This window comes from Gordonia sp. 852002-50816_SCH5313054-c (assembly GCF_001665925.1).
GTDB classification, from domain to species: Bacteria; Actinomycetota; Actinomycetes; order Mycobacteriales; family Mycobacteriaceae; genus Gordonia; species Gordonia jacobaea.
In genome coordinates this window covers 35,532-47,855 of the sequence record NZ_LZTE01000087.1, presented here as the reverse complement: position 1 = coordinate 47,855, position 12,324 = coordinate 35,532, and the positions used below count along the sequence as shown (strand labels likewise).

The 12,324-nt window shown below is 64.8% G+C and carries 9 protein-coding genes; 3 read left to right on the top strand and 6 right to left on the bottom strand.

Annotated features, from left to right (window positions below; all coding sequences use genetic code 11):
• Positions 1-397 precede the first annotated feature (397 nt).
• Positions 398-1,542, top strand: a protein-coding gene (locus tag A5788_RS22690) for an IS3 family transposase (protein ID WP_156525604.1) whose coding sequence is annotated in 2 segments (ribosomal slippage) — positions 398-665 and positions 665-1,542 — 1,146 coding nt in all. Because the reading frame shifts where the segments join, the coding sequence is not laid out codon by codon here.
• 186 nt (positions 1,543-1,728) lie between these two features.
• Here the strand turns inward: A5788_RS22690 and A5788_RS22685 are convergent.
• From A5788_RS22685 to A5788_RS22675, 3 genes are all read right to left on the bottom strand, one after another.
• Complete coding sequence (locus A5788_RS22685) at positions 1,729-3,588, bottom strand: FAD-dependent monooxygenase (RefSeq protein ID WP_064868110.1); 1,860 nt, start codon at positions 3,586-3,588, stop codon at positions 1,729-1,731.
• Positions 3,589-3,679: 91 nt separating this feature from the next.
• Positions 3,680-4,600, bottom strand: a complete 921-nt coding sequence (locus A5788_RS22680; protein WP_005201741.1) for a VOC family protein — start codon at positions 4,598-4,600, stop codon at positions 3,680-3,682.
• A 6-nt stretch (positions 4,601-4,606) separates the two neighbouring features.
• Positions 4,607-5,461 (bottom strand): fumarylacetoacetate hydrolase family protein, encoded by an 855-nt coding sequence (locus tag A5788_RS22675; protein ID WP_005201739.1) that lies wholly within the window; start codon positions 5,459-5,461, stop codon positions 4,607-4,609.
• Positions 5,462-5,623: 162 nt separating this feature from the next.
• On the opposite strand from A5788_RS22675, the gene A5788_RS22670 reads away from it, so the two are divergent.
• A complete protein-coding gene (locus A5788_RS22670; RefSeq protein WP_039854092.1) occupies positions 5,624-6,319 on the top strand; it encodes a GntR family transcriptional regulator in 696 nt (231 codons plus the stop codon).
• Between the two features lie 13 nt (positions 6,320-6,332).
• Here the strand turns inward: A5788_RS22670 and A5788_RS22665 are convergent, their stop codons facing one another.
• From A5788_RS22665 to A5788_RS22655, 3 genes are all read right to left on the bottom strand, one after another.
• A complete protein-coding gene (locus A5788_RS22665) occupies positions 6,333-7,949 on the bottom strand; it encodes an APC family permease (RefSeq protein ID WP_005201736.1) in 1,617 nt (538 codons plus the stop codon).
• 18 nt (positions 7,950-7,967) lie between these two features.
• Positions 7,968-8,846 carry a universal stress protein gene (locus A5788_RS22660; protein WP_064868106.1) on the bottom strand — a complete coding sequence of 293 codons (879 nt, stop codon included), beginning with the start codon at positions 8,844-8,846 and terminating at the stop codon, positions 7,968-7,970.
• Positions 8,847-9,028: 182 nt separating this feature from the next.
• Complete coding sequence (locus A5788_RS22655; protein ID WP_005201734.1) at positions 9,029-10,900, bottom strand: NAD(P)/FAD-dependent oxidoreductase; 1,872 nt, start codon at positions 10,898-10,900, stop codon at positions 9,029-9,031.
• 149 nt (positions 10,901-11,049) lie between these two features.
• Here A5788_RS22655 and A5788_RS22650 point away from each other — a divergent pair, with 149 nt between their 5' ends.
• Positions 11,050-12,294 (top strand): helix-turn-helix domain-containing protein, encoded by a 1,245-nt coding sequence (locus tag A5788_RS22650; RefSeq protein WP_039854082.1) that lies wholly within the window; start codon positions 11,050-11,052, stop codon positions 12,292-12,294.
• Positions 12,295-12,324: the final 30 nt, after the last annotated feature.

Below are 12,324 nucleotides of genomic sequence, written 5' to 3'. Positions count from 1 at the left end.
GGAAGCTAAGCCCACCAGCGCCAATGGTACTGCACTCTAATCGGTGTGGGAGAGTAGGACACCGCCGAGCACAACATTCCAGTAATGCCCCGCACCCCTCGTGGTGCGGGGCATTACTGCATTCACGGGCATGCTCGCCCGGTCCCAGTCCAGCTTCGTTCTGGCCGTCTCCGTTCTGCAAAAGCTATTCGCCTTCGGTGAATTTATTTATGCGCTGTTCATGTTCTTTTGCTGCCGGTTATCTCGCATTGTCATCCGATGAAATGATTATGGCGTGTCGATTAGTCCGTGAACTGAGACCGCATCTAGACTCGGTGGCGTGTCCCCCGTGAGCCGGTCCGGGTTGCTTTAGAGTCCTGATTGCCCTGATGAGGGCGGAGAAGGGACGATGAAGACCATGGCAGGACGCAAGCGTCACTCGGCGGAGGACATCGTGCGCAAATTGCGCCGGGCCGACGAGTTGGCCGCCGAAGGCAAGACCGGCGAGGCGATCGCCGCCGATCTCGAGGTGTCGGCGGCCACCTTGTACAACTGGCGCCGCCAGTACGGCGGCATGGATGGCGACGCGACGAAGGAACTCAAAGAGCTGCGCGAGCAGAATAGCCGTCTCAAGCGGCTACTGGCTGACGCGGAGTTGGAGAAGGACGCGTTGCGGGAGATCGCGAAGGGAAAATTCTGAGCCCAACTGCCAAACGTGCCGCCATCGACATGCTCAAGGACGTGAAGAGCATGTCAGAACGTATGGCGTGCAAGGTAGTTGGGCTTTCCAGGTCGGCCTACCGTCGGCTACCGCACGCACACACGCCAGCCGATCCGGACGCCGCACTGCGTGACCAGTTGCGCACCTATGCCCGCAAACACCCGCGGCACGGGTTCCGGCGCGCGTGGGCGCACCTGCGCTTCGACGACGGCATCGAGATCAACAAGAAGAGGGTGCATCGACTGTGGAAGGAGGAGGGCCTGCAAGTGCGGCGTGCTCCGCGCCGCAAACGCGCCGGCCAATCATCGGTCCCGGTCATCGAGGCTGATGCACCGAAAGTGGTGTGGGCGTTGGACTTTCAGTTCGATTCCACCGTCGATGGGAAGACGATCAAGATCGCATCGATGGTGGACGAGCACACCCGGCTATCGCTGCTGAACATCGTGGACCGCTCGATCACCGCCGAACGGCTGATCGAGGAGTTGGAGAAGACTTTCGCGATCTGGGGTGGCCCGCCCATGGTGCTGCGTATGGATAACGGCCCTGAGTTCATCTCAGAAGCCCTGCAGGCGTTCTGTGCAGGGTCGGTCGGGATCTCCTACATTCCGCCCGGCACACCGTGGAACAACGGGTTCATCGAGTCGTTCAACAACCGGTTGCGCGACGAGTGCTTGAACCGCAACTGCTGGCCCACCCTGCTCGAGGCCCGCGTGGTCATCGAGGATTTCAAAGACGACCACAACCACCGACACCGGCACTCAGCACTGCGTTACCGAACCCCGGCCGAGTACGCTGCCCGATGCACCCACCAACATCACCCCGTGGGCTGCGAGATCGACTGACGATCACAACAAGGAACTGGCTCTAGAACTGCCTGGACCGGTTATCGGGGACCTGCCAAGAGCTTGCGAACAACTTTAGTCACAGTAGTAACACTGAACACTTCTGTCCCACGCGCCGCAACTGCTGAAGGCAAAGTGTCACCGGCGCGTGATGTTCTCGTCGATCGAGCGGGGTGACGAACCGGTTCAGTTCGAACCGGCACCGAGCGGTGCTCGGCTCCCGACCGTGACGGCTTCCGCGGCGTCGTCCCGAGGGGCGACCGTCTCCGTCTGCGGGGCTATCGGCGCGGCGTTGGCAGGTGCATTCCTGGCAAGTACCGTGCTGAGCGCTGCGCGGAGAGTCGAGACCGGATCGTCGACCATCGCCACGCTGCGCCACGCGACGTGATGGTCGGGTCGGACGAGTAGCGCACCGTCGGCGCCCACCTCGCGCTGCTGTGTCCATTCCCGCAGGACGTCGTGGTACTCACAACCGACGCCGACGGCCCGCACGTCGAGTTCGATCCCGAATTCCTGTGCCACCTGTGCCGCTGCGGCACGCCAGTCGTCGCCGTTCTCCCCGATGATCAGTGTGAGCGCGCCGTGCCCCGTGATGTCGACGGTCGAGACGCGGCGTCGACCCTGCTCGACCCACGCGTGGGGTAGGCGCGCTCCCGGATGCGTCGTCGGCTGGTAGTAGAGCTCTGCGTCGCGGACATTCTCGGGGTAATCGGTGCCGTCATCGACGATGCACGTCGACGAATAGCGTTGTCCCAGTTCGACTCCGTGCGCGTTGGACTGATAGTTCTGCAGCGCGACGGCACTGTCGAGTTCGCGGCGTCGCTGCGCGCCACGGTCGGTCCCGGAGAACAACTCGTCGAGCATCTTCCAACCGTCCTCCGCGGACTGTCCGGGCTCGAAGCCCAAGGCCTGCGAGATCGGCAGCATGTTGCGCACGCTCTCCATCGCGCGATCAACGACCTGTTCTCCGACGGGTTGGCGCTCCTGGGTGTAGGTGTCGAGGAGTGCAGGTTCGGCGTCGCCACGCAGCACCATCGGGAGCTTCCACGCGAGGTTGAAGGAGTCCTGCACCGAGGTGTTGGTGCCGAGACCGTTCGCAGGCGGGTGCCGGTGAGCGGCGTCGCCTGCGAGGAACACCCGACCCTTGCTGAACGTGTCGGCGATGACGTGGTTGATCTGCCATTTGCTGACGGCCTTGATCCGGATGTCGATCGAGTCGTCGCCGATGGTGGTGCGGGCCCGCTCGATGACCGCCTCCTCGGACGTGTCGGGTTCGCCGTCCTCGGGGTTGTACATGCACAGCAGCACCCATTCCGTCCACGGCTTCACGCAGATCCACGTGCCGCTGCCGACCCAGTAGTCGTTGCCGGGCTGCGCCATCCAGTAGAGCGTTCCAGGGCGATGGGCGGTGTACTGGGTGAGGTCTGCTTCGAGCCAGATGTTCATGGCGGCACCGAGGCCCATCTCTCCGCGCAGCGGGAACTCCATCTGCTGCGCGACCGTCGAACGGCCGCCGTCGGCGCCGATCACATACTTGGCGCGTACCCGATACTCGGCGCCTGTCGTGCGTTCGCGCACGATGGCCTCGACGTGATCGCCGGTGTCGGTCAGCGAGACGGCCTCCGTGCTGAACCTGATCTCCGCGCCGAACTCGCGCGCCGCCTGCAGCAGTATCGGTTCGAGGATGTGTTGCGGAATGTTGCACATCTCCGTCGGGCTCGATACCTCGTAGTCGGCGTGCCGCAGCGTCCCCGAACCCCATGACTTCAGCCGGGCGATCTCGGTCCCCGCAAAGCTTGTCGCCCAGACGTTGTTGCCCATGTACTCGTTCGGCACGGCAGCGGCGCGCACGCGGTCGTCGATGCCGAGGTCGCGGAAGACCTCCATCGCACCCTGATTGGTGATGTGGGCGCGTGGTGAGTTCGCGGTGCCGGAGTAGCGGCTGACGGTCAGAGCCCTGACGCCGTACTTGGCGAGCAGTGCTGCTGCGGTCAGGCCAGCCGGCCCTGCGCCGACGATGAGGACATCTGTGGTGACGGTTTCCATCGGAGTCGACCTCCATGGTCGAAGTGCCGGCGTCGTGCCGGAGGGGGTGGATAAGGGGTTTGGGGAGTTATTCGAGCGGGAGTGTCGGGCGTCAGTTGGTCGAGTGTGCGCCGGTCATCATCGCGGCCAGGTCCTCGGGAGCGAGGAAACTCGGGGGAGGTGGCGGTCCCCAATTGAACAGTCCGCGTGCGCCTTCGAGGTCTTCCGGCGTCCACAGCGCATCGTCGGGGATGCAATCCATGTCGGAGTAGTACTCGGAGAAGTTGCCTGCCGGATCCTTCAGATACCAGAAGAAGTTCGAGCCCGCGTGGTGTCGGCCGAGCCCCCATACGTGGCGTTCGGGGTTGCCCTCGAGCATCGCAGCGGCGCCGCGCCCGACGTCGTCGATATCGTCGACCTGCCATGAGGTGTGGTGCAGGTAGGTCACCGGTGAGTTCATGACGAGGATGTTGTGGTGGTCTTGTGAGCAGCGCAGGAACGACCCGTGCCCCTTGATGTGGTCGCTGATCTTGAAGCCGAGTCCGTCGACGAAGAATCGGCAGGTCGCCACGTAGTCGGTGGAACCGAGCACCGCGTGTCCGAGCTTGTGCGGCTTGATCGCGTAGTCGCGCATCACGCCGGGTGCGCGGCCGTACCGTTCGATGCGGCCGGGGCCGTTGTACGGAGTCGGTTCGACACGCTGTTGATTCAGTCTCGGCAGGACTCGCACGGTGGCGCGGAGATCGGCGACCGGTTCGTGGGCGGTCACCTCGTCGCCGTGCCGTTGCGCGAGAAAGCCTTTCGAGACGAGTTCGTGGTGGATGCGGTCGATGTCGTCGAGATCGTCAGCGCCGACCGACAGTTCGAGCAGTCGACGCGTCGGCGCGGCGACGATCCGCAGCTGTTCGCCACCCTCGGTGGTCGACAACCAGCCGTCCGAGGTCGGCGTCAGCCCGAATTCCGTGTAGTAGGCGAGTGTTTCATCGACATTCGGTACGCCCATCGTGACCGATGCGAGCCTGTGCAATGGCATCGTCGATCACCGCGTCTCTGCCGTGGCGACGAAACGCTGCTCGATCTCGCCGATGTCGGCGATCCGAGAGGTGAGGACATCGCCGTCGGTGAGGAATCGCTGCGGCGTTCTGCCCATGCCGACGCCGGATGGTGTGCCCGTGAAGATGATGTCGCCCGGGAGGAGCGGCGTGATGTGCGATAGACGCGAGACCAGTTGCGGGACAGAGAAGATCATCTCCGACGTCCGGCCCTTCTGCATCTGTTCTCCGTTGACGTCGCAGCTGAGTTCGAGGTCGTCGCGGTCGGCGAACTCGTCCGGCGTGACGACGACCGGTCCCATCGGGGCGTACCCCGGGTATGACTTGCCGAGACTGAACTGCGGTGGGTGCGCGTTGAATTGGGTTTCGCGGTCGGAGATGTCCTGGCCGATGGTCAGTCCCGCAACATGATCCCAACCGTCCGCTTCGCTGACACGATGCGCCGCACGGCCGATCACCGCGACCAACTCGACCTCCCAGTCGATCTTGGGGCCCGTCAATTCGACGACGCCGACCGGACCGGCAAGCGACGTGCGGTACTTGGTGAACACGGGCGGGAAGTCGGGGACGTCGTACTTCGACTCCGCTGCGTGCTCGGCGTAGTTGAGGCCGATGGCGAAGACCTGCGCGGGCTCGGGAATCGGATTCTCCAGCGTGGCATCGAAGACGCTGCCGTTGGTGGGGTCGATGTCACGAGCCCAGGCGGCGAAATCGTCCCAGACGTCGTAGATCGCGGTGATCGACGGACCGAACCGTCCGTCGCTGGCCTCGGCGACGTCGATTGCCAGCCGGTGTCCGCTGTCGACCAGCACAGCGCGCTTCTCGAGAACTCCCAGACGCATGATCGCTCACTTCCTCGTATTGCTGCGCATCGATGCCAGGAGGTGATCGGTGTCACAGTCACTGACCTCTGGTCTACTCCCTCATATTCGTCAGTGCAGGTTATTTTCGAAAATATGTCGATCAGACACTGATGCGGATAAAAGTGGGTTATGGTTGTGACCATGGCAACAGCGAAGGCGAAGCAGACGCGAGGCGACCTCGTCTACGCGCAGTTGCGCGGCGAGATCCTCGGCGGCCGTTATCTGCCGGGGGACCGACTGAAGTTCGGGGCGCTCGCCGCGGAATGTGATGCGAGCATGAGTGTGATTCGCGAGGCACTCACTCGGTTGTCACTGGAGGGGCTCGTCACCAACGAACCCAACGTCGGGTACGCGGTCACCGAGATTTCCATTCCTCGTCTACGTGAGCTGACAGACGCGCGCCTCGAACTCGAGGGACTGGTGTTCGGCCGTGCCATCGGCGACGGCGACCTCGCATGGGAGTCATCGGTCGTCGCTGCTCATCACCGTATGGTCGGTACGCGCTACCTCACCGACGACGATCCGGTCCGCGTGACCGATGACTGGGCCTTGGCGCACGCGGCGTTTCACCGCGCACTGCTCGACGGGTGTGGGAACAAGAAGCTCCTACAGTTGGCCAACGGGCTGCGCGACGAGGCCGAGCTCTATCGCCGGTGGTCGCAGCCCCTGGGTCGGGAGAAGAATCGCGATCTCGACGGCGAGCATCGTCGAATGATGGAGTTGGCGCTCGCGCGCGACGCCGACGGCGCAGTGACCGCGCTGCGCGATCACATCGCGCACACCACGGAGTTGCTCGTCGAGAGCGACATCGCCGTGCACAGCGCCGTCACCCTGTGACCGCTCTCGACACCTAGCCGCTGTCTGCGTCCGACGAGACGGGCAGCGAGCGGGGAAGCGTTTCGCCCCGGAAGAACGCCGGCTGTCGCATGCGTAGGTAGAGCATCACGAAGAGTCCGAGCACCAGCAATCCGAAACCGATGTAGAAGACAAGTCCGACGCCGAATATCGAAGCGCCACTACCGTTGTCGGGATTCATGCTCTCGCCGACCGAGATGACGAACACCACGATCAGTGCGGCACCGCCCAACAGCGGGAACAAGAACTTGAAGAAGAAGTTGTGCACGGATGAGAAGAGCTCGCGACGGATGTACCAGACGCACGCGAACGCCGTGATGCCGTAGTACCAGCAGATCATGATGCCCAGCGCTGCGATGGTGTCGATCAAAGTGCGCTCGGACAGGAGTGTCACCGCCGTGTAGAAGACCGCTGTGACGATGCCGGCGACGAGCGCCGCGAACGACGGTGACAGGAAGCGCGGGCTGATCTCGGCGACCTTCTTCGGAAAAGCTCCGTAGCTGCCCATGGCGAGCATGGTGCGCGCGACAGGCAGGAAGGTTGTCTGCAGGCTGGCGATCGACGAGACCAGGATTGCGGCGAACAGCAGGACGCCGCCCCATCGTCCCAGGATCGGATCGGCCAGTGCGCCAAAGACATTCTCGGCGTTGTTCTCGTTGCCCAACCCGACCCCGTCGGTGCCGACGCCCGCATACATCATCACCGCGACCGCCACGAGCAGATAGGTGAGGAGGATCGACATCACGCACAGCAGCCCGGCACGCCCCGGGGTGCGTTTGGGATCTTTGGATTCCTCGCCGAGCGTGAGGCAGGTGTCCCAACCCCAGAAGGCGAAGATCGATCCGGTGAGCCCGACCGCGAAGGCGGAGATGGTCAGCCCGGTAAACGGATTGAACCAGTCGATGTCGAAATGTAGTCCCGCGGGCGCGGATCCGTCGGCGACTTTGACGAACGCGATGATGGCGAACGCGAACAACACGATGAGCTGAAAACCGACCAGTACGTACTGAAGTCGTTCGCTCGTGGTGATCCCGCGCATCGATACCCACGTGGCTATCGCGAGGAGCACCAGCGTCGTCACGATGTTCACGAGCTTGTTGGTGCCGAGATCGGCGATCGACGGCTTGTCGAAGATCTGGGCGATGATCAGGTAGAAGAACTGCACGCCGATCGCCGCGAGATTCGACAACACGATGATGGTCGCCACGACCATTCCCCAGCCGCACATCCAGCCCACGTACGGTCCGAATGCCTTGGTGGACCAGGTGAACGACGCTCCGCAGTCGGGGGTGTCCTTGTTGAGTTCCCGGTAGGCGTATGCGGTGAGGAACATCGGGATGAAACCGGCGATGAAGATCGCGGGCATCTTGAGGCCGACCGCCGCGACGATCAGTCCGATGCTCGCGGTGAGCGTGTAGCCGGGGGCCACCGTCGAAATCCCGAGGACGGCGCCCGAGAACACCCCTACCTTCCCCGACGCGAGTCCCTTGCTGTTCGTTTCGATGGTGACAGGGTTCGACGCGCCTGGGTCAGACGTGTTCGGGTCGGACGTGCTCGGGGTGGACGGCGCAGGGTCGGGCGATTCGGTTGGCGACGATGGGGACGAACTCATCTCTGCAGATCTCCGGTGTCAGGCGCCGCGGGGGACGACGATCATGGGAACGGTGAGCACCCGCAGCATCTTGGCCGCGGTGGACCCGAGGAACAGGTGGAATGGCTGCGCGAGTCGGCTCGAACCGACATAGATGAGGTCGCCCGGTTCCCAATCCAGCGACGCCGCAGCATCTTCGACGGTCTTGCCGGTCGCGATGGCGGTGGTGACCGGATGCCCGTCCGGCAGGTCGGCACGCGCTGCGGCGACAGTGCGTTCGAGGTGCTCGTTCACCACGCGGCGGGCCTCGGAATCCTTCGTCGGATCGCTCGAGAGGCCGTCGTCGACGGGCAGCAGCGACAACAATCGGAGCGGGACGTCGGCGGCCGTGCACGCCCGCGTCGCCGCCTGCAACAGCGCTTCGACGCCCGGTCGTCGACCCACCGCGCACGTGATGCGCGTAACCGGCGAGACGATTTCGCGTAGGCCCCGGGGAGTCACCGCAACCGGGGTGCCCGAGGTGTGCACGAGATCGGTCACAACGGAACCGAGCGTGTGACGCCCGAGGATTCCGCCTCCGGACCCGCCGACGACGATCATCGACGAGTTCAGCCGTGTCGCCTCGATCGACAGGCCCTCCGCGGCGTTCTCATACTCGGCGACATAGCCTTCGCCGTCGACACCGTCGGGCAATGTGCGCAGCGCTTCGTCGAGCCAGGTCGCGGCCTGTCTGTCCAGGATCTCCTGGAAGTCGCCCGGCGCCACGGCCTGTTCGGCCGGTGTGGACGGCGGCACCACCAGACAGATCTTCAGGTCGGCGTCGAAGGATTGGGCCAACTGTGCGCCCAAGGCCAGTGCATCCTCGCCGCCGGGGGTTGCGAGGTAGGCGACCAGCAGGTTGGGCCTGGGGTTGGTCATGGTGATGCGCTCCGTTCGGTCGGCTCGGGAGGGTGGCGCCAGCAGGGTACGAGCGGTTCGAGATTCACGGCAGTGGACTCACTGTGCGCTGGGCCACTTCCGGGCGCACTGGCCAGAATGTCCTGCGCCCAAGAGGTACGCAGGACATTCTGGCCAGTCAAACGGAGGGACTCGACGACTCGTCAGCTCAGGTGGTGGACCTCCTGCAGGTCGTAGACGGGGGTGTCGATGCCCTCGAAACGCGCCTTGAGTTGCAGCGCGAGGTACAGCGAGTAGTGGCGGGACTGGTGCAGGTTGCCGCCGTGGAACCACAGGCCCGGCTGTTGGGTCGGCTTCCACATGTTGCGTTGCTCGCCCTCCCATGGCCCGGGGTCCTTGGTGGTGTCGGAGCCGAGTCCCCACACCTTGCCCACCCGATCGGCGACATCCTGACCGATCAGGTCGGCCGCCCATCCGTTCATCGAGCCGTACCCGGTTGCGTAGACCACGACGTCTGCCGGAAGCTCTGTGCCGTCGGCGAGCACCACGGAGTTCTCGGTGAGGTGATCGACCTGTCCGTGAGCGAGCTTGATGGTGCCGTCGGCGACCAGCTCGCACGCACCGACGTCAATGTAGTAGCCCGAGCCGCGACGCAGGTACTTCATGAACAGTCCCGAGTCGTCGTCGCCGAAGTCGAGGTCGAATCCCGCAGCTTCAAGCCGAGCGTAGAAGTCCTTGTCGCGCTCACGGATCTGGTCGTAGAGCGGGATCTGGAACTCGTGCATGATCCGGTAGGGCAGCGAGGCGAACGTGAGGTCGGCCTTCTTCGTCGTCATGCCCGACGCCACTGCCTGCTCGCTGTAGAGCGCACCGAGGCCGATCTCCATGAGTGAGTCCGACTTCACGATGTGTGTCGACGATCGCTGGATCATCGTGGTGTCGATCCCGTTCTCCACCAACGCTTTACAGATGTCGTGTGCCGAGTTGTTGGCACCGACCACGACGACGCGTTTGCCCGCGAAGCCGTCGGGTCCCGGGTGCTGACTCGAGTGGTGCTGCTCGCCGGCGAACACGTCCTGGCCGGAGAAGGACGGGACGTTGGGCTTGCCCGACATTCCGGTCGCGAGGACGAGCTGGGTCGGGGTGAGTGTGAGGTGCTCCCCGTCGCGATCGACCTCGACGGTCCAGTGTCCGGCCTGCTCGTCGTAGCTCGCCGACGTGCAGGTGGTCTTCGACCAATAGGGAACCTCCATGACGCGCGTATAGAACTCGAGCCAGTCGCCGATTTTGTCCTTGGGCGCGAAGACGGGCCAGTTCTCGGGGAAGGGGAGGTAGGGCAGGTGGTCGTACCAGACCGGATCGTGCAGACACAGCGTCTTGTACCGTCCGCGCCACTGGTCGCCCGGTCGGTCGTGACTGTCGACGACGATCGACGGAACGCCGAGTTGCCGCAGCCGCGCACCGAGCGCGATGCCACCCTGGCCGCCGCCGACGACGAGCACATAGGGCTGGCTCGATCGACCGAGCTCCGCCTCCTCGGCCTCGCGGCGTTCGGCCCACGACCGTGCGTCGGGCTCGGACCCGTGTACCGCGCCCAGCACTCTGCTCGCGCCGCGGCGCTCCTCGTACCCCGTCAGTTCCTGGAGGGTGGTGAGCAGTGTCCAGGCCTCGTCGCGGTCGTCGTCACCGTCGGCCGTCCGTCGGAGCCGCAGCAAGCCTTCGCCGCGACCCGTTGCGGTCTCGAACTCGAGAAACGCGGTCACCACGCCGTCGTCCTCGGTCGGGGTCTCGGTGGCGGTGAACGACTCCGGGTCGGTGTCGTCGAGGCGCGCTGTGAGCATGTCCGCGAGCTGCTCGCGCCCCTCGACGGTTTTGAGATTCCACGTGAAGGCCACGAGGTCACGCCAGTAGCAGTCGGTCGCGAACATCGAGGTCGCCGCGGCGATGTCGCGTGATCGAAGTGCCGATTCGAAGTCGGCGAGCCAGCGGTCGACGCGTTCGGCCGGTGTCCGATGGGTCGTCTCGTCTCGTCCGGTGGTCGGCGTGGACGTATGGGGTTCAAGCGTCTGAGTCATTGCTTCTCCTCATCTCTGCCGGTCCGTTGGGCCCGGCGGGTGTGATGCACAGCACACTCGGGAGTGGGTGGGGTGGGCAAGGGTTGCAGCGGGTTGCATCCGCGGAGTTCTTTGCGGTCCGACTGTGATCGGGAGCACAATCTCTGGTGATGACCGCTACATCACCAGCCAGAGCGGGCGAGCCCGCAGTCGGCGCGGGCGACGACCCGCGGCACTATGCCGCCGTCCTCGCCGCCGTGTACGACGCCGCGATGTCGGGCAATCGCCCGCCGGCGCGTCCGCGCGACGTGATCGGCGAGTCCTGGCGACGAGTCCTGCACGCGGGTGTCGACCCGGAGCGCGGCAGCGCGGAGAATCTCATCGGTGCCGCAGACCTCGAGGCGCGTCGTGCACAGTCGCCGCTGACACTCGTTCTCGACGATCTGACCGGCGGACTCGACGCCGTGATCGCCGACGGCGACAACATTCTCGTGATCGCCGACGCCGCGGGACACGTCCTCTGGCGCGGAGGTCAGACCCGCGTGTTGCACCGGGCAGATCGTCTCGGATTCGTCGAGGGCGCGGATTGGGGAGAGCGGTCCGTCGGCACCAACGCCATTGGAACCGCGTTGATGTCCGGAGGCCCCGTGCAGGTTTTCTCCGCCGAGCACTTCGTTCGAACACACCACACCTGGACGTGCACGGGTGCGCCGATCCGCGACCCGAGAACGGATGCGGTGCTCGGCGTCGTCGACGTCAGTGGCCCTGCCGCAACCATTCACCCGACGACGCTGGCGCTCGTGAGTGCAGTTGCGAAACTCGCCGAATCTCAACTGCGCGAACATCATCGACGCAGGCTCGACGAGCTGAGGGCGATCGCGGCTCCGATCCTCGCGCGTTCGTCCGGGCCTGCGCTCGCCGTCGACGCCGACGGTTGGGTGGCGGCGGTCGACTCGGTTGCACCGTGCTCGCGACTGGCACTACCGCGAAGCCCGCAACCCGGGCGCGCGTGGTTGCACGCGCTGGGCGCGTGCGAGTTCGAACCGTTGCCCGGTGGATGGCTCGTGCGCGTCGCCGACGACCGCGACCCGACGACGACACTCGTCGAACTCGATCTCGCAGGCGATCACCCGCCGACAGTGCGGGTATCGGGCGCGACGGGCTCGTGGACCCACCGTCCGTCGCCGCGGCACGCGGAGATTCTGGCGTTGCTCGCCGCCCACCCCGACGGGTTGAGTGCAGCCGCGATGTCGGAGCAACTCTTCGGCACCGACGACCGCACCGTGACCGTGCGTGCCGAGATGTCGCGTCTGCGAAGGAGTCTCGGCGGCGTGCTCAGCGCGAATCCGTACCGGTTCGCCCCAGGCGTCGACATCACGTCTGTCGACGACTCGGCGCGGTCACTCGACCGGTGAATCCTCGACCCGTGAACCTCCGCGGGTTAC